General features: G+C 64.3%; 20 protein-coding genes. 7 read left to right on the forward strand and 13 right to left on the reverse strand.

The window, feature by feature from the left end; translation table 11 throughout:
* The first annotated feature begins 45 nt into the window (after positions 1-45).
* Both AOT83_RS02330 and rsmA read left to right on the forward strand, forming a co-directional pair.
* Positions 46-1,173 (forward strand): resuscitation-promoting factor, encoded by a 1,128-nt coding sequence (locus AOT83_RS02330; protein ID WP_046252756.1) that lies wholly within the window; start codon positions 46-48, stop codon positions 1,171-1,173.
* A complete protein-coding gene (rsmA, locus tag AOT83_RS02335; protein WP_057963785.1) occupies positions 1,137-2,036 on the forward strand; it encodes a 16S rRNA (adenine(1518)-N(6)/adenine(1519)-N(6))-dimethyltransferase RsmA in 900 nt (299 codons plus the stop codon). The genes AOT83_RS02330 and rsmA overlap by 37 nt, the downstream gene beginning before the upstream one ends.
* Before the next feature lie 3 nt (positions 2,037-2,039).
* Here the strand turns inward: rsmA and AOT83_RS02340 are convergent, their stop codons facing one another.
* Genes AOT83_RS02340 through AOT83_RS02355 form a run of 4 tightly spaced genes read right to left on the reverse strand, consistent with a single transcriptional unit; the run spans position 2,040 to position 7,752 of the window.
* Positions 2,040-3,524, reverse strand: coding sequence for an amino acid permease (locus AOT83_RS02340; RefSeq protein WP_057963786.1), 1,485 nt, complete (start codon positions 3,522-3,524; stop codon positions 2,040-2,042).
* A gap of 19 nt (positions 3,525-3,543) precedes the next feature.
* Complete coding sequence (locus tag AOT83_RS02345; protein WP_057963787.1) at positions 3,544-4,344, reverse strand: serine/threonine-protein kinase; 801 nt, start codon at positions 4,342-4,344, stop codon at positions 3,544-3,546.
* A gap of 49 nt (positions 4,345-4,393) precedes the next feature.
* Positions 4,394-7,333 carry an RND family transporter gene (locus tag AOT83_RS02350; protein WP_057963788.1) on the reverse strand — a complete coding sequence of 980 codons (2,940 nt, stop codon included), beginning with the start codon at positions 7,331-7,333 and terminating at the stop codon, positions 4,394-4,396.
* Positions 7,330-7,752: an MmpS family protein gene (locus AOT83_RS02355; protein ID WP_109365295.1), complete on the reverse strand. Its 423-nt coding sequence runs from the start codon at positions 7,750-7,752 to the stop codon at positions 7,330-7,332. Before AOT83_RS02355 ends, AOT83_RS02350 begins: the two co-directional genes overlap by 4 nt.
* A gap of 165 nt (positions 7,753-7,917) precedes the next feature.
* Between AOT83_RS02355 and AOT83_RS02360 the strand changes: the two genes are divergently transcribed.
* The gene (locus AOT83_RS02360) at positions 7,918-8,580 is read left to right on the forward strand and encodes a TetR family transcriptional regulator (protein WP_057963789.1); all 663 of its coding nucleotides are present in this window, start codon (positions 7,918-7,920) and stop codon (positions 8,578-8,580) included.
* Here AOT83_RS02360 and AOT83_RS02365 read toward each other — a convergent pair.
* On the reverse strand, positions 8,577-9,494 hold the full coding sequence (locus AOT83_RS02365; protein ID WP_057963790.1) for a helix-turn-helix domain-containing GNAT family N-acetyltransferase: 918 nt from the start codon (positions 9,492-9,494) through the stop codon (positions 8,577-8,579). The two genes, AOT83_RS02360 and AOT83_RS02365, sit on opposite strands and share 4 nt — an antisense overlap.
* Positions 9,495-9,577: 83 nt before the next feature.
* Between AOT83_RS02365 and AOT83_RS02370 the strand changes: the two genes are divergently transcribed.
* Together AOT83_RS02370 and AOT83_RS02375 are read left to right on the forward strand one after the other, a co-directional pair.
* Positions 9,578-10,528, forward strand: coding sequence for a 4-(cytidine 5'-diphospho)-2-C-methyl-D-erythritol kinase (locus tag AOT83_RS02370; RefSeq protein WP_057963791.1), 951 nt, complete (start codon positions 9,578-9,580; stop codon positions 10,526-10,528).
* A gap of 231 nt (positions 10,529-10,759) precedes the next feature.
* Entirely contained in the window at positions 10,760-12,409 is a 1,650-nt protein-coding gene (locus AOT83_RS02375) for a fatty acyl-AMP ligase (RefSeq protein WP_057963792.1), read from the forward strand.
* A gap of 6 nt (positions 12,410-12,415) precedes the next feature.
* Here the strand turns inward: AOT83_RS02375 and AOT83_RS02380 are convergent, their stop codons facing one another.
* Positions 12,416-13,063, reverse strand: coding sequence for a maleylpyruvate isomerase family mycothiol-dependent enzyme (locus AOT83_RS02380; protein WP_057963793.1), 648 nt, complete (start codon positions 13,061-13,063; stop codon positions 12,416-12,418).
* Entirely contained in the window at positions 13,050-13,949 is a 900-nt protein-coding gene (locus AOT83_RS02385; protein ID WP_057963794.1) for an alpha/beta hydrolase, read from the reverse strand. The genes AOT83_RS02380 and AOT83_RS02385 overlap by 14 nt, the downstream gene beginning before the upstream one ends.
* Positions 13,950-14,033: 84 nt before the next feature.
* Here AOT83_RS02385 and AOT83_RS02390 point away from each other — a divergent pair, with 84 nt between their 5' ends.
* Positions 14,034-14,642 (forward strand): TetR/AcrR family transcriptional regulator, encoded by a 609-nt coding sequence (locus AOT83_RS02390; protein WP_057963795.1) that lies wholly within the window; start codon positions 14,034-14,036, stop codon positions 14,640-14,642.
* On the opposite strand, the gene AOT83_RS02395 is transcribed toward AOT83_RS02390, so the two are convergent.
* The 4 genes from AOT83_RS02395 to AOT83_RS02410 all read right to left on the reverse strand — a co-directional run bounded on the left by AOT83_RS02395 (position 14,643) and on the right by AOT83_RS02410 (position 17,972).
* On the reverse strand, positions 14,643-15,665 hold the full coding sequence (locus AOT83_RS02395) for a beta-ketoacyl-ACP synthase III (RefSeq protein WP_030094572.1): 1,023 nt from the start codon (positions 15,663-15,665) through the stop codon (positions 14,643-14,645).
* Between the two features lie 30 nt (positions 15,666-15,695).
* On the reverse strand, positions 15,696-16,283 hold the full coding sequence (gene pth / locus AOT83_RS02400) for an aminoacyl-tRNA hydrolase (RefSeq protein ID WP_057963796.1): 588 nt from the start codon (positions 16,281-16,283) through the stop codon (positions 15,696-15,698).
* A gap of 13 nt (positions 16,284-16,296) precedes the next feature.
* Positions 16,297-16,944, reverse strand: a complete 648-nt coding sequence (locus tag AOT83_RS02405) for a 50S ribosomal protein L25/general stress protein Ctc (protein ID WP_057963797.1) — start codon at positions 16,942-16,944, stop codon at positions 16,297-16,299.
* Between the two features lie 155 nt (positions 16,945-17,099).
* Positions 17,100-17,972, reverse strand: a complete 873-nt coding sequence (locus AOT83_RS02410; RefSeq protein WP_030094575.1) for an oxidoreductase — start codon at positions 17,970-17,972, stop codon at positions 17,100-17,102.
* A gap of 41 nt (positions 17,973-18,013) precedes the next feature.
* On the opposite strand from AOT83_RS02410, the gene AOT83_RS02415 reads away from it, so the two are divergent.
* Positions 18,014-19,192 (forward strand): erythromycin esterase family protein, encoded by a 1,179-nt coding sequence (locus AOT83_RS02415; RefSeq protein WP_057963798.1) that lies wholly within the window; start codon positions 18,014-18,016, stop codon positions 19,190-19,192.
* Here the strand turns inward: AOT83_RS02415 and AOT83_RS02420 are convergent.
* Both AOT83_RS02420 and AOT83_RS02425 read right to left on the reverse strand, forming a co-directional pair.
* A complete protein-coding gene (locus AOT83_RS02420; protein WP_057963799.1) occupies positions 19,179-19,829 on the reverse strand; it encodes an LpqN/LpqT family lipoprotein in 651 nt (216 codons plus the stop codon). The genes AOT83_RS02415 and AOT83_RS02420 overlap by 14 nt on opposite strands.
* Positions 19,822-20,808 carry a ribose-phosphate diphosphokinase gene (locus AOT83_RS02425; RefSeq protein ID WP_005059141.1) on the reverse strand — a complete coding sequence of 329 codons (987 nt, stop codon included), beginning with the start codon at positions 20,806-20,808 and terminating at the stop codon, positions 19,822-19,824. The genes AOT83_RS02420 and AOT83_RS02425 overlap by 8 nt, the downstream gene beginning before the upstream one ends.
* Positions 20,809-20,884 lie beyond the last annotated feature (76 nt).

Below are 20,884 nucleotides of genomic sequence, written 5' to 3' on the forward strand. Positions count from 1 at the left end.
CTACCGGTATCGAGGCACCGAAACGAACGCAGGAATCTCCTACTCGTGAATGCACTGACGAAGCTCAACGCAACGCGATCGCCCTTGCTGCGCGCCCTTGTGGCCGCCCTGCTGGTGGTGATCGGCGCGGGCGGTGGCTACGCCATCGCTGCGCACAAGACCTTGACTCTCAACGTCGACGGGAACGCCATGACGGTCACGACCGTCAAGTCACAGGTGTCCGAGGTCCTGGCCGACTACGGGTACGCGCTGACGGATCGTGACGATGTCGCTCCCGCCAAGCACGACGCGGTGCGCGACGGCGACACCATCGTGCTCAAGCGCTCGCGCCCGCTGGACATCTCTGTGGACGGGCAGGGCACCCAGCAGGTCTGGACCACCGCCAACACGGTGAACGACGCGCTGTCTCAGCTGTCCATGACCGACACCGCCCCGACCGCCGCCACACGCGGCAGCCGTCTCCCGTTGGAGGGCATGTCGCTGGCGGTGGTCAGTGCCAAGACCGTGCGCCTGAACGACGGCGGCGCGATCAGCACCCCGCGTATCGCCGCGCCCACCGTGGGGACGCTCCTGGAGGCCACCGGTAACCCGCTGCAGCAGTTCGACACCGTCGATCCCGCGCCGAGCACTCCCGTGACCGCCGATATGCCGATCACTGTGACGCGTATTCGCGTCAGCAAGGTGACCGAACAGGCTCCGTTGGCGCCGACTCCTCAGAAGATCGAAGACGCCGACATGAACATGAGCCGCTCGGTCGTCGAAGACCCGGGCGCTCCCGGTACCCAGGACATCGTGTACTCGGTGCTGACGGTCAATGGCCGCGAAACCGGGCGGATGCCGGTGTCCAACAACGTGCTGACCCCCGCCCGCGACTCGGTGCTGCGGGTTGGTGCCAAGCCGGGTACCGAGGTGCCCGCGGTGACCCGTGGCTCGGCGTGGGACGCCCTGGCTTCCTGTGAGGCCGGTGGCAACTGGGCCATCAACACGGGCAACGGCTTCTACGGCGGCGTGCAGTTCGATTACGGGACCTGGCTGGCCCACGGCGGCGCGAAGTACGCACCGCGTGCCGACCTCGCGACGCGTGAGGAACAGATCGCCATCGCCGAGAAGACGCTGGCTGTGCAGGGTTGGGGTGCTTGGCCGGTGTGCAGCGCGAGGGTCGGTGCCCGCTGACCATCAGGCTGCTCGGCCGCACCGAGATCCGACAACTGGCCAAGGATCTCGATTTCCGACCGACGAAGACGCTGGGCCAGAACTTCGTTCACGACGCCAATACCATTCGCCGGATTGTGTCGGCGTCGGGTGTCGGTAAGGGCGATCATGTCATCGAGGTGGGGCCCGGCCTGGGCTCACTGACGCTGGGGCTGCTGGACAAGGGCTGTGCGGTGACCGCCGTCGAGGTGGATCCGGTGTTGGCTCGACGCCTTCCGGCCACCGTCAAGGAGCACTCGCACAGCGAGTTCAACCGGTTCTCGGTGATTCACCAAGACGTACTGAAGCTCACCCCCGCCGATATCACGGGGGATCCGCCGACGGCCATGGTGGCCAACCTGCCCTACAACGTCGCGGTCCCGGCACTGCTGCGGATTCTGACCGAATTCGAGTCGGTGAAGACCATTTTGGTGATGGTCCAGTCCGAGGTGGCCGATCGGCTGACGGCGGAGCCGGGCTCGCGGATCTACGGTGTGCCGAGTGTGAAGGTGCGCTACTTCGGCAAGGTGAAGCGTCTCGGTACGGTGTCTCCCGCGGTGTTCTGGCCGATTCCGCGGGTGTACTCGGGTCTGGTGCGCATCGACCGCCATCCTGATGCGATCTGGCCCTCCGATGCCGGGTTCCGTAAGGAGCTCTTCGACCTCATCGACATCTCATTCGCCCAGCGCCGCAAGACCTCTCGTAACGCATTCGCGGAGTGGGCGGGCTCGGGTGACGAGTCGGCACGCCGGCTGCTGGCTGCCAGTATCGATCCGGCGCGTCGCGGCGAGACGCTGGATGTCGCCGATTTCGCCCGGCTGCTGGAGCGTTCGGCGATCGTCTAGGTTCTACTTGTCTCCGAGGTTGGGCGGATCGTCCATCATCGGAGTCTCCGCGATCACCGGGTATTGCCCGGTGTAGCCCACGCGCTCGCGGGCCAGCTGCATGACGCGTTCCTTGGATAGGTACCAGCCGATGATGAGCAGCGGCGTGAAGATACCCAGAGCCACCAGGTTCCAATAGTTTTCGTAACACATGAGCACCAGCACCACCAGCAGGAAAATGAGTGTGGCGTACCCGGTGTAGGGGGCGCCGGGCATCTGGAACTTGCCGCGTTGCAAGATGCCCCGTTGCGTCCATTGGTACAGCCGCAGCTGACAGATGACGATGGTGGCCCACGAGGCGATGATTCCGAGTGCTGCCACATCTAGCGCGGTCTCGAACGCCTTGGCCGGGATGACCATGTTCATGAAGACGCCGACGACGGTGAAGCACGCGGTCAGTGCGATGCCTGCGAAAGGGACGCCGTTGGATGACATGCGGGACAAGAGTTGCGGTGCACTGCCATTCATCGACATGGAACGCAAGATGCGGCCGGTGCTGTACAGGCCCGCGTTCAGGCTCGACAGCGCGGCAGTGAGCACCACGAAGTTCATGATGTCGCCGGCGTAGGGCAGACCCACCCGGGAGAAGAACGTCACGAACGGGCTCTCGCCCTCCTTGTAGAGGGTGTAGGGCAGCAGCAATGCCAGCAGAATCAATGAGCCGACGTAGAAGACGGCGATACGAATCACCACGGCGTTGATGGCCTTCGGCATGACCTTCTCGGGGTTCTCCGTCTCACCCGCCGCGGTGCCCACCAATTCCACTGAGGCGTAGGCAAAGACCACACCGGAGGTGACCACCACCAGGGCCAATAGTCCGGTGGGGAAGAGTCCACCGTTGTCGGCGAGTATCGAGGGCCCGGTGGCGGCACCTTCGACGGTGAATCGTCCCGCCAAGAACACGATGCCGACGATCAAGAAGGCTACGAGTGCAACGACTTTGATGAGTGCGGCCCAGAACTCCATCTCGCCGAACAGCTTGACGCTGATCATGTTCATGGTGAGCACGATGACCAGGGCGATCAGTGCGATGGTCCACTGCGGAATGGCCTTGAATGATCCCCAGTAGTGCATGTACAGGGCGATCGCGGTGACATCCACAATCGAGGTGGCCGCCCAGTTGACGAAGTACATCCAGCCGGCGACGTAAGCGGCCTTCTCCCCGAGGAATTCGCGCGCGTATGACACGAAGGAACCCGATGACGGGCGGTGCAGCACCAGCTCGCCGAGGGCACGCAGCATGAAGAAGACGAAGATGCCGCAGACCGCGTAGACGAGCCACAGGCTTGGCCCGGCCTCATGCAGTCGTTTTCCGGCGCCCATGAACAGGCCGGTGCCGATGGCACCGCCGATCCCGATCATCTGGACTTGGCGGTTCTTCAGGCCTTTGTGATATCCCTCGTCCTCGCGAGTGAGGGCGGACGTATCGTAATTAGCTGGAGATGCCATGGGGCGACGGTACCGGGGATTAGGTCATCGCGTGTGTCAAAAGTGTTATGAACTCCGTACATGTCGGATAGCGGCTTAACGGATCTTTGGCCATGGCCTTGGCGACGATCGAATCGAACGCTCGGGGGATGTCCTTATGGCGGTATGAGATCGGCCACGGAGTGGCGTTCAGGTGCAGGTCAGCGAGTCTCATCGCGGTGCGTGCGGTGAAGGGGGGTTTGCCGTCGAACAGTTCGACCGCGGTGCAGGCCAACGCATACTGGTCGGTGGCCGCCGTGACGGGTTGCCCGCGCAGCACCTCGGGTGCCGCGTAGGGCAGCGATGTCTGCACCACGGGCCTGCGCGGCCCGGAGGCGAGAGCAAGTTCCTGGGCGATACCGAAATCGGTGAGCACGGCGCCTCCCGAGCGCCGGCGCATGATGTTGGACGGCTTCACATCACAATGCACCACCTGGGCGTCGTGGATGTAGTCCAGCGCTCCGGCGATCTGTTGAAGGGTAGTTAGCTTGATGGGCATGATCCAGCTCTGATCTGTGCCCACCAAGTCTTTCGCCGAGCCGCCGGTGAGCGCTTCCATGGCCAGCCAATCGTCACCGCGTTCGTAGACCGTGATGATGCGCGGGTGCGAAAACCTTTGGGCCAAATCAAATTCACGGTGCAACCGGTCGATACTCTCGGGGTTTCGATGCCGTGGATCCAGCACCTTCAGGGCGACGTCCGGACCGTCATCGCGGTGCGCTAGGAAGACCTGTGCCGTACCGCCACGGCCCGCCACAGCGTCGATGACGTAGCCATGGAATTCGCCACCCGGTACCGGCATGCACCGAGGGTGTCACGAGTAGCCCAGCGTGGTGGCGGATTTCGTCCTACTACGCGTGTCTGGGGAACTCTGTGGTCACCGGATCTGGTCCCGCACCGACCGGCGCTGGGGGAGGCGGTACCGAACCTGCCGGCTGAGGTGTTCTCGGCGGCGGCAGTGGCCGGGTGCGCACGTTCAGCGGCCACCAGAACCAGCGGCCCAGCAGGGTCGCGATGGCTGGTGTCATGAACGACCGCACCACCAGGGTGTCGAAGAGCAGACCCAGACCGATGGTGGTACCCACCTGGCCGATGATCGTCAGATCGCTGATGGCCATGGCCATCATGGTGAAGGCGAACACCAGGCCAGCGGATGTCACCACGCTGCCAGTGCCACCCATTGCCCGGATCATGCCCGTCTTCAACCCGCCCGGTAGTTCTTCCTTGAGCCGGGACACCAGCAGCAGGTTGTAGTCGGATCCCACGGCGAGCAGCACGATGATCGCCATTTGCATGACCATCCAGTGCAATTCCTGCCCCAGGATGTACTGCCAGATGATGACCGATAAGCCGAATGACGCGCCCAGGGACAGCAACACGGTGCCGACGATCACCAGCGAGGCCACGAAGCTTCGGGTGATGAGCAGCATGATCAGGAAGATCAGGCACAGCGCGGAGATGCCGGCGATCATCAGGTCGTATCGGGCGCCGTCGGACATGTCCTTGAATGTCGCTGCGGTGCCGCCCAATTCGATCTTGGCATCCTCAAGGGGAGTGCCCTTGACGGCTTCGATCGCGGCCAGCTTGATGGGCTCGATATGTGAAAGTCCTTCGGGCGACGTGGGATCACCGCGATGCGAGATGATCATGCGCAGCGTCTTGCCGTCGGGGGACAGGAACATCTTGAGGCCGCGCTTGAAGTCGGGGTTGTCGAAGATCTCCGGCGGCAGGTAGAAGGAGTCGTCGTTCTTGGCCTTGTCGAAGGCCTTGCCCATGGCGGTCGAGTCCTTGCTCATCTCGTCCATCTGGTTGTACATGCCGCCCATGGTGCTGTACATCGTCAGCATCATGTTTTGCATGGATTCCATGAGCGGGATCATGTCCCGCATATCGGCAACCATCTGGGGCATGATGACGTCCATCTTCTCCATCGAGAGGACCATGCCGTCCATGTTCTCGGTGAGCTCATCGATCTTGTCGAGCACCTCGAAGATCGATCGGAACGCCTGGCAGACCGGGATATCGAAGCAGTGCTTCTCCCAATAGAAATAGTTCTTGATGGGGCGGAAGAAGTCGTCGAAGTTCTCGAGGCTGTCCCGCATGTCGTGGATGGTGCCCTGCAGGGTGTGCATCTCGACGATCATCTGGTGCATCACGCCGGTGAGCTCGGTCATGTTGGCCAGCATCTTTTTCATGGTGTTCACCATGAGACCCATTTGGTCGGCCTGGACCTTCATATCGGCCATCCGGTCCTTCATCAGCTTCATGTTCTGAACCTGGCCGACGCCCTGGGCGCTGATGAGGAAGGGGATGGAGCTGTGTTCGATCGGGGTGCCTTGAGGACGGGTAATCGCTTGCACGCGTGCGATTCCCGGAACCTTGTAGACAGCCTTGGCCAGCTTGTCGATCACCAGGAAGTCCGCGGAGTTCCGCATATCGTGATCTGACTCCAGGACCAGCATTTCCGGGTTCATCCGGGCCGGGTCGAAGTGCCGGTCGGCGGCCTGGAAGCCCTGGTTCGCGGGGATGTCCTTGGGGATGTACTTCTTGTCGTCGTAGCTGGTCTGGTAGCCAGGAAGCGCGGCCAGTCCGATGATCGCAATCGCCATCGAAGCGGCCAGGATCGGGCCCGGCCAGCGGGTGATCGCGGCACCGATGCGGCGCCAGGTGCGAATTCGCATGGCGCGCTTGGGCTCGAACAGTCCGAAGCGGCTTCCAATGGTGATCAGCGACGGTCCCAGGGTGAGGGCGACCGCCACGGCCGTCAGGACCGCGACGGCGCAGGGCACGCCCAGGGTCTGGAAGTAGGGCATGCGGGTGAAGCTCAGGCAGTACATGGCTCCGGCGATCGTCGATCCCGTGCCCAAGATGACATGTGCTGTGCCATGGAACATGTCGTAGTACGAGGCTTCGCTATCCAGCCCCTTGACCCGGGCTTCCTGATATCGCCCGATGAGGAAGATGGCGTAGTCGGTTCCCGCCGCGATGACCAGCACCACAAGGAGATTCACCGCGAAGGTGGACAGTCCGATGATGTGGTTGTCGCCGAGCACCGAGATCACTCCGCGTGCGGCGCCCAGCTGGATGCCCACCATGAGCAGCACCAACAGCACGGTGAAGAACGATCGGTAGAAGAACGCCAGCATCACGATGATGACGATGAACGTCAGCCCGGTGATCTTGATCATGCTGCTGTCGCCGGCGTGGGCCAAGTCGGTCTGCAGGGCGGCGGGCCCGGTGACGTAGACCTTGAGCCCGTCCGGCATCGGCTTGGGGTTGCCCTGCGCGTCGGTGGTTAGTTTCTTGATGATGTCGCGGACGGACTCGATCGATTCATTCGCGAGCGTCTCGCCCATGTCACCGGCCAGGTTGACCTGTACGTAGGTGGACTTGCCGTCGGTGCTCTGCGCGCCGGACTCGGTGAGCGGATCGCCCCAGAAGTCCTGAACGTGCTGAACGTGTTTGGTGTCCGCGCGCAGCTGCGTCACCATTTCGTCGTAGAACTTGTGCGCGCCGGGGCCCAGCGGTTGGTCGCCCTCCAGCACGATCATGGCCGCGCTGTTGGAGTCCGACTCCTGGAAGAGCCGTCCCATGTTCTTCATGGCCTTCATCGACGGCGCGTCGTTGGGGCTCAGCGAAACGGTGTTCTCTTGACCGACCTGTTCTAGCTGAGGCGCCGAGAGGGCGAGGATGACGACGATTGCCACCCATGCGATGACGATGGGAACCGACAGACGCCGAATCCATTTGGCGATGAATGTGGGCTCGCCGTTGGCGTGTGCCCCGCTCATGCGGACTTCACAAAGCAGTAGACGTAGGCGCTCACCTCGTTGGTATACCTCTCGTCTTTTATCTCGCCATTGGCCGTGATGCGGCAGCCCAGTCCGTCAGCATTGCGGGTTTGAGCCAGGATGTTGCCCGTCATCGACGGTGCTGTCGTGACGATCTCAATCGACCACGGTAGCGTCGCCCCGTTGATCTGGTGGGGCTCCCCTTCCTTGTCGATGTAGTTGATGTCGGCAATGGTTCCGGGCGGGCCGAAGATGTCGTAGACCACGTGCTTGGGCTTGGAGTTGTTTTTGTCGTCGGTCATGCTGCCGGCGTAGGTGGGCAGCTGATGAGAACCGAAGATGCCGCGAATGCGCCATACCGCAAAACCCGCGATAGCCAGGACAAGCACCATGACCACCGGGATCCACGCCCGCTTCAATGCGCTGAGAATCGCAGGACCCCTTCACCCGTGTGCTGTCGAACAGATCGTTTACCGGAAAGTGCATGAAGCGTTCACGTATAACGCATAGCGTGTGCGTTACAGGCAACCTACCAGCGGGTAAGTGCGCCCGCAAGTCACACGCCGTGCGTTATCTTGAGGTGGATGACACATCTGGGTTTCCGGCGCGCACGTTCGGAGGAGAACAAGCGTCAACGTGCGGCAACGATCGTGGAAGCGGCGCGCTCGCTGGCGCTGGAGTCCGGTGTCGCGTCGGTCACTCTCACGGGTTTGGCCAATCGTGCGGGTGTCCATCACTCCGCGGTGCGCCGCTACTTCAGCTCCCATAAAGAGGTGCTGCTGAGGCTCTCGACAGAAGGTATGGCCGCGTTGGCTGAATCCGTGTGCTCGGCATTGGACGGCTCGCGGGAGCGGTCGCCCGCAGATGTCGGTGCCGTGCTGTCGCGTGCTCTCATCGAGGCACCGCTGTTCTGCGATCTGCTGGGCAGTCATTATCTGCACCTTGAGCACGAGGTGGAACTCGGCCAGGTCCGGGAGGCTCAGCGGGTCAACCAGGCGGCGGCGATGACGATGGTCGACGCGATAGAACGCGCGGTGCCGGAGCTGGACCGCAACAGCGCACTCGACATCGTCACTTCGGCCTTCGCGCTGTCCGGAATGCTGTGGCAGTTCACTCATCCCCCCGAGGGGCTCGAGCACGATTTCAAGGAAGAGCCGGGCTTTCCGCAAGACTGGGACACGGATTTCGCCAGCACGCTCACGAGGCTGCTCACCGCCACCTGCATCGGGGCCGCGAAAACGCCTTAACCCAGGCGCTTTTCGAACCAGTGGTGCGCGTACTTTTCGTCGTTGAACGCGGCGACCTCGCTGTAGCCCGCCGAGCGGTACATCGCGATCGCTTCGGTAAGAGCCCGGTTGGTGTCCAGGCGAATCGTGCGGGCGCCGTGGGTGATTGCCCGCTGCTCAAGCTCGGCGAGAATTCGTTTCCCGAGTCCCATACCGCGGACATTGGGGGAAATCCACACTCGTTTGACTTCGGCCGTTTCGATGATGCCGCCAGCGTTCCTGAGGAGCTTGAGCCCACCGCAGCCGACGGGCTCTTCGTGCAGGGTTGCGACGAGGAACAGTCCGGCGGGGGCGCAGAGTTCGGCGTCGCCGGCGGGGAGCGTCAGCGCGGGATCGAACCCGCCCGAGAATCTCGCCGAGATCTCGTCGAAGTAGGCGCGAATGCAATACCGGGCCTCCGGGGAGCGGGTGTCCATGACGGCGATCTGAACCTGCGAGGCCACAAAGAGTCGTTCGACTTCAGCCATGGCATCGGCGAGCCGTTGCCGCTGGCTGATGCTGAGCGGTTCCAGGATCGAACGCGCCAGGTCGTCCGAGCGACGATCCAGCTCGGACAGTTCGGTGTGGCCTGCGGGCGTCAGGCGCGCGGTGCGCACCCGGGTGTCGCCGTCCGCGGCATTCACCTCGATGAGCCCACCGCCTTCCAGGGCACGCAACAGCCGGCTGAGGTACCCCGAGTCCAGTCCCAGGCGGGCACGCAGCTCGCGGATATCGCATCCCCCCGAGAGCCCGGAACCGTTGGCGCCGATCTCCCACAACACCCGCGACTGCCCCAGTGGGCGGTCCCGGGTGAGGTATTCGCTCTCGAGGACGCCTATTCGTTGGGTGACGGTTCTGTTGAAGCTGCGCAACCCGTCGACCAGGGCATCGGTCATTTACCTGACTTTAGTCAGATAAAGCCGCGATGTCTTCGTTGTTCGACGGGTAACGGCCAACTGCGCCGCCAGAACGTACCCTCATGGGCGTGTCCGAGACCGTCTCCGATTGGGTGCCCACCGGCGCGGTGACCGTTCGGGCGCCCGGCAAGGTCAATCTCTACCTCGCGGTCGGAGACCTGCGTGACGACGGCTATCACGAGCTGACCACCGTTTTCCATGCGGTGTCACTGGCCGATGACGTCACGGTTCGGGATGCCGACGTGCTGTCGGTCGACGTTGTCGGGCAGGGCGAGGGGACGGTGCCCACCGACGAGCGCAACCTTGCCTGGCAGGCCGCCGAACTCTTCGCCGACCATGTGGGCCGCGCCCCCGACGTGTCGATCTTCATCAACAAGGACATCCCGGTCGCAGGCGGTATGGCCGGCGGATCCGCCGATGCGGCCGCGGTGCTGGTCGCGATGAACGAGCTCTGGCGCGCCGGTGTGCCGCGCCGCGATCTGCACCACCTGGCCGCGCGGCTCGGCAGCGATGTCCCGTTCGCATTGCACGGGGGAACGGCCCTGGGCACGGGCCGGGGCGAGCAGCTGGCCACGGTTTTGGCGCGCAACGTCTTTCACTGGGTGTTTGCGTTCGCCGACGGGGGTTTGTCGACACCCGATGTGTTCCGGGAGATTGACCGGCTGCGCGAGAACGGCGATCCGCCGCGGCTCGACGAGTCCGACGAATTACTCGGGGCGCTCGCTGCCGGGGATGCACGCCGATTGGCGCCGTTACTGGGCAACGAGCTGCAGGCCGCTGCGGTGAGTCTCAATCCGGGGCTGCGGCGCACCCTGCGGGCAGGGGAGTCTGCGGGTGCTCTCGCCGGAATCGTGTCGGGTTCCGGCCCCACGTGTGCGTTCTTGTGTACCTCGGCCGACGATGCGGTGCAGGTGGGTGCCGAGCTCGCCGGCGCCGGTGTGTGCCGGACCGTCCGGGTGGCCAGTGGGCCCGTGCATGGCGCGCAGGTCATCCAGGGCCGCAGCGACGGCTAGACACGCCGAACAATGCGACACGCCGAACGGCCAGATCACAGTGGGTTTTGACGGCGATTAAGAAAAGCCTAAGATGCTACGGGATCGTACGAAGGCATCCGGACTGTCACCTGAACGATATGAATCCGCTGCTAACGGCCCCGCGCGCGCCTACCGCGCGTCGCGGCAGCTGTGGCGGACCATCCGATAAGGACGCGTGACTCGCCCAACAGGCCTAGGCCAGGAGGAACTGTGAGCAGGTTTACCGACGAGCTCTACGCCAATGCGCTGTCCAGCAGCAAGGGCATGGTCACCGGCGAACCCGACACCCCCGTTCGGCACACCTGGAAGCAGGTCCACGAGCGCGCCAAGCAGCTGGCCGGTGGTCTGGCCGCCGCAGGTCTCGGACCTGACGATGCGATCGGCATGTTGGTGGGTATGCCCGTTGAGATCGCCCCGGCGATCCAGGCGGTGTGGATGCGTGGTGCCTCGCTGACGATGCTGCACCAGCCGACCCCGCGCACCGACCTCGCCGTGTGGGCCGAGGACACCCTCAAGGTTGTCGACATGATCGGGGCGAAGGCCGTCATCGTGTCCGCGCCGTTCGACGCCGCCGCACCGGTGCTGGAGGAGAAGGGCGTCATCGTCGTCCAGATCAAGGATCTGTGGGACGCCGACGCGATCGAGCCCCTGGATGTCGACGAGGATGCTGTGGCGCTCATGCAGCTGACCTCGGGATCTACCGGCTCGCCCAAGGCGGTCAAGATCACCCACCGCAACCTCTACGCCAACGCGCACGGCATGTACGTCGCCTCCAAGTACAAGCCCGAGTCCGACGTGATGGTCAGCTGGTTGCCGCTGTTCCACGATATGGGCATGGTCGGCTTCCTCACGGTGCCGATGTTCTTCGGTGCCGAGCTGGTCAAGATCACCCCGATGGACTTCATGCGCGATGTTCTGTTGTGGGGCAGGCTGATTGACAAGTACAAGGGCACCATGACGGCCGCCCCGAACTTCGCCTACTCGCTATTCGCCAAGCGGCTACGCAACCAGGCCAAGCCGGGCGACTTCGACCTCTCGACCCTGCGATTCGTGCTCTCGGGCGCCGAGCCGGTAGATCCGGCCGTGGTCCATGATCTGTGCGATGCCGGAAAGCCCTTTGGGTTCAAGCCCTCCGCGATGGTGCCTGCCTACGGCATGGCCGAAACCGCCTTGGCCGTCTCCTTCTCGGAGGTTGAAGCCTCCGGTCTCATCGTCGACGAGGTTGACGCCGACCTGTTGGCCGCGCTGCGCCGCGCCGTTCCCGCCACCCGCGGAAATCTGCGCCACCTGGCGACACTCGGCCCGCTGCTGCCCGGCATCGAGGCGCGTGTCATCGATGAGGACCTGAACGTGCTGCCCCCGCGCGGCGTCGGCGTCATCGAGTTGCGTGGCGAGTCGGTGACCCCCGGTTACGTCACCATGGGTGGATTCCTGGCGGCACAAGACGAAAACGGTTGGTACAACACGGGTGACCTCGGTTATCTGACCGAGCGTGGACACGTGGTGGTCTGCGGTCGTGTCAAGGACGTCATCATCATGGCGGGCCGCAACATCTACCCGACCGATATCGAACGTGCGGCCGGCCGCGTCGAGGGTGTACGGCCGGGTTGTGCGGTCGCCGTGCGACTGGAAGCCGGGGTGGACCCCAAGAATCAGCGCGAGACCTTCGCGGTTGTGGTGGAGTCCAACGCATTCGAGAACGCGGACGAGGTTCGCCGGATCGAGCAGCAGGTCGCGCACGAGGTCGTTGCCGAGGTCGATGTGCGTCCGCGCAACGTGGTGGTGCTTGGACCGGGCAGCATTCCGAAGACGCCGTCCGGCAAGCTGCGCCGCTCGACATCGGTGGCCCTCGTCATCTAAGCGCCGTTACCGTCGCGCATGTGATCCGAGTCGTTCCGTGAGCACCGCGGCGCCCTCACCGCTCAGGCACTCGAGCATTCGTGGCCTGCCGGCGAGCACCGATGTGAACGCGGCGGCCGGGCCGTGCACCTCCGGGCCCGATCTTCCGTGAGCCCAGCGGACATCCGTTGCGCGCAACTGGAGCCCACGTGCGGTGAAGTATGCGGGGACAAACGGATTCGGCAGTCCCACTTGAGTGTTGAGCACCTTGACGAGAATGCCCGCGGGTATCGAAGATGCGCGGTCGAGTGCGAACAGGATGTCCAGTTCGTGGACCACGTGATCACCCAGGAGCAGGCTGCGCGGAAACACCTTGCCGATTCCGGTGGGTCGGTTGATGAGCCCGCGGTAATCGCCCAGGAGTTCCTCGGGCGATCGATCGGCTGCCAGACTTTTTGCCGTTCTGGTGTTTTCTCGGTCGAATGACCATTGTCGGATCACTCCCGCGGTGATGCCGCGTACCGGTGCGCTGCATCCAATCACCAGATGCGCCAACACCTCGTGGTTCGACCACTCGGTGCAGAGGCTGGGGCCCAGCCAGTCCGCCGGGCTGAGATCCGCCACGGCATCGAGGAACCTCGCGTCGTTGGCGCGCAGGATGTCAGCGTGCGACATTAAGGTGCTCTCGAAGAAACAGGGTTTGGTCGGCCAGCGCACGCTCCAGCACCGGTGGCTGATAGATATCGAAATGGCCTGACTCGTAGTGGAGTTCGACGCCGCGGGGCGCGCCACGCGCCACCAGCTCGGCATAACGGGGACTCGTCAGTTCCTCGCGGTCGCAGACGCAGACCAGTAGTGGTGCGGAAATTTTGCGTGCCCGACGCAGGGCAGAGGTGAATACCAGTGTGGATGCGTCGGCGGCCGTCATCCGGTTGTCGAACTCATGGCCGGGTGGGCAGGTCGACTCCCAACCGGCCAGGGCGCCATCGGTGCTCACCAGTGCTGAGCTTCCCGGTGGTCCCACAATCGGCACATACCGTCTCGGTCGACCGAATGCCATGCGCAGCAGATCTTCGACGATTGAGAGGCCGAGCCGCATCATCGACCAGAGGCTGGAAGTGCGCGCGGCCCCGGGCCCGTGCACGATGGGGCACTGGATGACCGCTGCGGCGAGATCGTCACGACCGGCGGCCACCAATGTCACGTGCATGGCGCCGAGGCTGGTGCCCCACAACGCGATGCGATCGCCATCGATATCTGGGTGGTTCTGCAGGAACGCGATGGCCGACTCGACATCGTGGCGTTGCTTTCGCATCGAGAATTGTTGGCGCGGTGAACCTTCGGAGACGCCTGTGTAGCGGTAGTCGAATGCCAGCGTGGCGATCCCCGCCGACGCGAAGTGCCTCTCGTATTGCGGCAGCATCATGTCGTGGGTGGCGCCCAGGCCGTGCACTAGTACCACCGCGGGATGGCGCCCGGGCTCGGCGGGGCGGGTGAGCCATCCGGCGCATCGAATGCCGGCAGATGAGAATCCGACACGTTCGGTAGTGGAGGTCGTCATGAGGTCTCTCCCTGGGTTCTATAGGTACGATGTACGTATAGATTGAGACTGCAATACGTACGATGTACTTGTCAAGGGAGCTTGATGAAAGCGCGCTTCACCAGGGATGAGATAGCGGCTACCGCACTGGAACTCGTAGATGCCAAGGGGTTGGCAGCGCTGAGTATGCGATCGTTGGCGTCGGCGCTGGGTACCGGGCCGATGACGCTCTACAACTATGTCGATGACAAGGAAGGGCTGGAGGAGCTGGTGGTGACGGCGGTGATGGCCGCCGTGCCGGCGTACAAGCCGTCTGCGAATTGGCGGTCCGATGTCGAACGGATCGCGCGGGGCATCTGGACTGCGGTAGGTAAGCACCCGGCCGCCATCCCGTTGGTGCTCACCCGTCGAATGTCCTCGCCTGCCGGTTTCGCGGTGATCGATGCACTCATTGCTGCGCTCGGCCGCGCTGGGCTTGAGGAGGAGAGTCGGCTGGCCGCGTTCCGGGCGGTGCTGGGATTCGCTCTTGGCTCCGCGCAGGCCGGCCTCGGAGATGACAACAGGGGAGCCGCGACTCGGATCGGCGGGGTCGCCGGTGATGTCTATCCGAACGTGGCGGCACTCGCCAAAGTGGCGCAACAGAGCAGTCCTGCAACCGAATTCACGCTCGGGATCACCATGCTGCTCGATGGGATCGCGATGCGGGGGCGCTGACTACTCGAATGGAACGGGTGGCATTCTGACCACCTGAGCGGCATAGCTCAGTCCGGCGCCGTATCCGATGAGCAGGGCCAGATCACCCGGCTTGGCGGCGCCGGTGGACAGCAGGCCCTCCATGGCCAACGGGACCGAAGCGGCAGAGGTGTTGCCCGTGTGCTCGATGTCGTTGGCGATCACCGCATCCGAACGCAGGTGCAGGTTCTTGGCCAGCAGTTCGTTGATCCGGCTGTTGGCCTGGTGTGGGACGAAGACGTCGATATCCTCCGGGCCCACCTTGGCTGCTTCCAGGGCGCGCTGGCCCACCTTGCCCATTTCGAATGCGGCCCAACGGAATACTGAGGTTCCCTCGATGCGCAGGTAGGGGCGCGGGCCCTCCGGGTCGGGTGCTGCCGCGAAGTCCATCCAGTCGATGTCCTGACGAATGGCGTTGGCCTGGCTGCCATCACTGCCCCATACCGTGGGACCGATGCCCTGTTCGGCGGTCTCGCCGACGACAACCGCGCCTGCCCCGTCGCCGAAGATGAAGCAGTTGCCGCGATCGGTCATATCCAGCGCGGGGGAGAGCTTTTCAGAGCCGATGACCAGCACCTTGCTGGCGCTGCCACCACGGATCATGTCGCCCGCCACGCCCACCGCGTATCCGAACCCTGCGCAGCCGGCGGACAGGTCGAATGCCGGAACACCCTGGGCCCCCAGTGCGGTGGCGACGGCCGGGGCAGACGCCGGCGTCTGCAGGTAGTGCGTGCTGGTGGCGACGATCACCGCGTCGATCTCGGCGCCGGTGAGCAGTGCGTTGGCGATGGCCTTACGTCCGGCTTCGATGGCCAGAGTCTGGGCGGATTCTTCCTCGGCAGCGAACCGGCGGGTCTTAATGCCGGTGCGGGTGTAGATCCACTCGTCCGAGGACTCGATGCGCTCGCAGATCTCTTCATTGGTGACGACGCGTTCGGGACGGTATGCCCCCAGGCTGAGCAGGCCGATCTTGTTGATGCCGGTGATCTCCGCGATGTCGGTCATGAGGAGACCATAGCGGGGCCGCCCGGATGTCTAACCCCAGGCATGTACCTGATTCTGTGCTGCCTCCAGGCCGAGGCGGATCAGCAGCTCGGTCGCATCGACGCCCTGTTCGCAGAGCAACGGAACCTGTTCGGTTTCCGTCTTGGCGAAATTCTCCAGTACGAAGGCCGCAGGATCCTTGCGGCCGGGTGGGCGCCCGACGCCCAGGCGGACCCGCAGATAGTCCTTGCTGCCCAGTGATTGCGATACCGAGCGCAGCCCGTTGTGGCCGCCCTCGCCGCCGCCGAGCTTGAGACGCACGGTGCCGAAATCGAGATCCAGCTCGTCGTGCATGACGATGACGTTCCCGGGGGGAACGGAAAAGAACTTGGCCAGCGCGGCCACCTGAGGGCCGGATGTGTTCATGAACGTGCGTGGTTTGGCCAGATTCACGGCCCGGCCGCCGAGGCGAATCGTTGTCGCCTCGGCGCCGGACTTCTTGTGCGGCTTGAATGTTGCGCCGTCCTTGGCCGCCAACAGGTCGGCGACCATGAATCCGAGGTTGTGCCGGGTCTTGGCGTAGGTCGGCCCGGGGTTGCCCAGGCCGACCACCAGCACGGCGTCATCGGATAGAGGCACGGATTACTCCGCTCTACTCTTCGGTGGAGTCCTCGGCGGCTTCCTCGGCGGGAGCCTCGGCGCCTTCGTCGCCGCCACCCTCGGCCTCGAGGTCGGCAGCGGTCGGTGCGGTGACGACGTTGACAACCAGGGTCTCGGGATCGGAGATCAGGGTGGAGCCCTTGGGCAGTTCGACCGATCCGGCGGTGATCTGGGTGCCTGCGGCAAGGCCCTCAACCGACACGGTGAGGAACTCGGGGATGGACAGGGCCTCGGCCTCGATCTCGAGGGTGTTGGCGTCCTGGGTGACCAGGGTGCCGCTCTCGGCGTCGCCCTCGACGTGGACGTTCACCTCGACGGTGACCTTCTCGCCCTTGCGCACGACCAGCAGGTCGGCGTGCACCAGGTTGCGGCGGATGGGGTGGATCTCGATGGTCTTGGTGAGGGCCAGCTGCTCGCGGCCTTCGATGTCCAAGGTCAGGACGGCGTTGGTGCCGGAGTGGCGCAGCACCGCCGCGAAGTCGCGGGCCGGCAGGTTCAGGTGCTCGGGGTTGGTGCCGTGGCCGTACAGGACCGCGGGGACCAAGCCGTCGCGGCGGGCGCGGCGCGAGGCACCCTTACCGGTGTCCGTGCGGACGGTGACGGTGAGGTTATTGCTGGTGGGGGCGTTCTTCTTGGACATCTGGTCAACTCCTTGCGTTTCGTGAGACACGGCGCAGGGAGGACATCAGGATGACGCCCATGATCCCGTCGATAACGGTGGGAAGACCCACCCTCGCCGTGACAGCCCGTTCAGAGTAGCCGAGCCCGGACCTGAAAGACCAATCAGCGTGGGTGTCAGAGAGGGAAGGACACCCCGGTGAGCTGCTCGGACAGGTCCCATAGGCCCTTAGCGCTCTCGGCGTCCTGGGCTCTGCGGCTGCGACCCACCTGCTTGGGGTAGCCCTTGGCTTCGAACGGGCCATCCGGCCCGATGTACGTGTCGCCCGGCAGGTCCTGGGATGCGGCGTACAGCGCCGGCAGGGCGCCGTGTGCGGCGTCCTGCGCAAAGAGGTTGCCGGTCTTCAAGGCGATCTCGAAGATCGGGTTCCCGCTGTGCGACTGCAGCTCGGTGGCGGCCACACCCGGATGGACGGTCAGCGCGCGCACCGGCGATCCGGCCGCGCTCAGCCGGCGCTGCAGTTCCTTGGTGAACAGCAGGTTGGCGAGCTTGGATGCGCCATACGCTCCGGCGCGGGTGTATCCGCGCCGCTCGTAGTTGAGGTCGGCGAGGTCGATCTTCCCGGCGCGATGAGCGACCGATGCCACCGCGATCACACGGTCGGTGATCTTGGGGAGCAACAGATTGGTGAGTGCGAATGCGCCGAGATGGTTTGTGCCGATTTGGCTTTCAAAGCCATCGACGGTCTTGGCCTGCGGCACCATCATGATGCCGGCGTTGTTCACCAGGATGTCGGCGGTATCGACGGTGTCGGCGAAGGCGCGCACCGATGCCAGATTGGCGACGTCGACCTGACGCACCTCGGTGCTTCCCTTGATCGAGGCCTGGGCGGCCTTGCCCTTCTCGGTGTTACGCACCGCCATGACGACATGGGCGCCCACGCGAGCCAGCTCGCGGGCGGTCTCCAGGCCGAGTCCACTATTGGCTCCGGTGATGATGACGGTGCGGCCTTCGAATGACGGCAGCGCCGCGGCGGTCCATTTGGTCACGGGAGCTGACCCTAACGGTCAAGGCCGATACCGTCGAGGGTGTGACTTTTGAGGCAGACGTCGACGCCTTCCTTTCGGGCTTGCGCACCCCGCCCCGCCTGCTCGGTATCGGAGAACCGACCCATGGGCCGCAGGAGTTTGGGTATCTGCGCAACCGCCTGCTTCGTCACCTTGTGGTCGAGCGTGGCTTCCGGTCGGTTGCGCTGGAGAGTGATGCCGTGGCCGGATTCGACGTCGACCGGTATGTGACGGCAGGGGAGGGCACTCTCGACGACGTGCTCGACGCCGGATTCAGTCACGGGTTCGGTGCGTACCCTTCCAGCCGCGAGCTCATCGCGTGGCTACGCGACTGGAACAGCGGCCGAGGCCCCGGCGAACAGGTGCGTTTCTACGGCTTCGATGCCACCACCGAGATGATGGCGTCGCCGAGTCCGCGCGACACCCTCCTCGCGGTGCACAGGTATCTGTCGAACGGTGGTGCCGCCCTGCCCTACTCGGAGGAGGTGATCACCGATCTGGTGGGTGACGATGCCGCCTGGTCTCACCCGGACGCCATGCTCGATGCCACCGTCTCGATCGGCCGTTCGGCTCCGGCACGTGCATTGCGGCTGATCGCCGATGAACTCGTGATCGCGTTGGCGAGGCATGCCCCCGCGTTGCGCGCCTCAACCTCGCCGCAGCAGTTCTGGCAGATGTGCACCGTCGCCCGCGCGGCAGTGAGCCTGCTGCGGTCACATTTCGCGATGGCCGATCCTGGCCCGGATCGCATGTCCACCATGCTGGGTGTCCGGGATGCGCTCATGGCCGAGAATCTGGAGGCTATCGCCGAGGCCGAAATGCATAGGGGCCCAACGTTGGTGTTCGCCCACAACGAGCACCTGCAGCGACATCAGAGCACGGTGTCCATGGGTCCTACGCAGGCGAGTTGGTGGTGTGCCGGAGCGCTGGTGGCCTCGGCCGCTCGTGTCCCGTACGCGGTCATCGCCAGCGATTTCGGCACCCATGAGGCCGCGAACATCGGTGTGCCGCACGCTGCCACCCTGCAGGGATGGATGTGGAGCTGGGAATCCGACCGGATCCTCTTTCCTGTTGGCGAGATACCGGACGGACTGCTCGCCCGTCAGGACGTGGCCCCGCAGACGGGTTGTTACCCGGTTGACCCCGGCCACCTGGAGGGTGTGGACGCCATCGCCTTCATTCGGCGCCTCAGCGCTTCGTGATCTTCAGACCGCCGGTGAGAGCGGCGACGTCCTTGGCCAGTGTCGATGCCTGCGCCTCGGTGGTGGTCACCGTGAGCTGCACGAGGTAGTGCAGTGGTCCGTCCGGGACGATGACGTCCCGATTCCACGCGTGCACCCGGACGTTCTGGTTGTCGTAAGTGCCTTCGATGGCTGCCGACGGATATCCCTGAAAGTCGTCCAGGGATGAGCTGATCTTCTGGAAGCCCTGGGCGTTCTGCGCGTCGACGAATCCGTGCTCGGTGATCGCCGTGCGGGCGTCCAGGGCACCTTCCAGCCTGATGAGGTAGATCACCGCGCTGGGTGTTCGTCCTTGATCGGCCGCGCTGGGTTTGTCACTGACCAGGTAAGCGGGTTCGAACGCGCCCAGATTCTCCCAGCCTTCGGGCAGCGGCATCTCGACGCGCACGTTCGCCGAACTCTCCGGCGATACCGGGACTACCTTGACGCCGGCGCTTTGCAGGTACTCGTTCATCGAAGTCGGCGTGGTGGTGGGTGTCGCCGTGGTGCTCGATGCCGAGCTGCTTGACGAACCAGCTTGTGGCTCGGGTTGTTTCGACTCGCATCCGGCGGTCGCGAGCGCCAGCAGGCACCCCGCGACCAGCGCGGCGCTACGCATTCCCGTCGAAAAGTCCTGTTACCGAACCGTTCTCGAAAACTTCGCGGATGGTGCTGGCGAGTAGCGGCGCAATCGAGAGCACCGTCAGCTGGGGGAAGCGCTTCTCCTCGCCGATGGGCAGCGTGTTGGTAACCAGCACCTCGCGGGCACCACAGTTGGCCAGGCGCTCGGCGGCGGGGTCGGACAGCACGCCGTGGGTGGCGGCAATCACGACGTCCTTGGCACCGGCCTCGTGCAGCAGCCCGACGGCCCCGGCGATGGTGCCACCGGTGTCGATCATGTCGTCGGTGATGACGCAGGTCTTGCCGGTGACGTCACCGACGACGCGGTTGGCCTTGACCTGGTTGGGCACTCGGGGGTCACGTGTCTTGTGGATGAAGGCCAGCGGCACACCGCCCAGGGAGTCGGCCCACTTTTCGGCGACGCGCACGCGCCCGGAGTCCGGCGACACGACGACGACATCTTCGCCATTGCTCACGTAGTGCTCGGCGATGTATCCACACAGCAGCGACTGGGCGCGCATGTGATCCACCGGTCCGTCGAAGAAGCCCTGAATCTGGTCGGTGTGCAGGTCCACCGTGACGATGCGGTCGGCGCCCGCGGTCTTGTACAGGTCTGCCACCAGGCGCGCCGAGATCGGCTCGCGGCCACGGTGCTTCTTGTCCTGGCGCGCATACGGGTAGAACGGCAGGATCGCGGTGATCCGCTTGGCGCTGCCGCGCTTGAGCGCATCGATCATGATCAGCTGTTCCATCAGCCACGTGTTCAGCGGTGCCGGATGCGATTGCAAGACGAACGCGTCGCAGCCGCGTACCGACTCCTCGAAGCGCACGAAGATCTCGCCGTTGGCGAAATCGCGGGCGGTCTGCGCGGTCACCTGGACGTCGAGTTCCTTGGCGACCTGTTCGGCCAGTTCAGGGTGCGCACGACCCGAGAACAGCATCAGATTTTTGCGGTTATCGGTCCAGTCGGTGCTCACGGCGCAGCTAGTCCTCTTGGGTTCGTAATTTTGGGCTTCACAAGGACGGCGCCGGGTACCGGCCCGCCGGGATAAT

This window comes from Mycobacteroides sp. H001 (assembly GCF_001440005.1).
In the GTDB taxonomy this organism is placed as follows: Bacteria; Actinomycetota; Actinomycetes; order Mycobacteriales; family Mycobacteriaceae; genus Mycobacterium; species Mycobacterium gwanakae.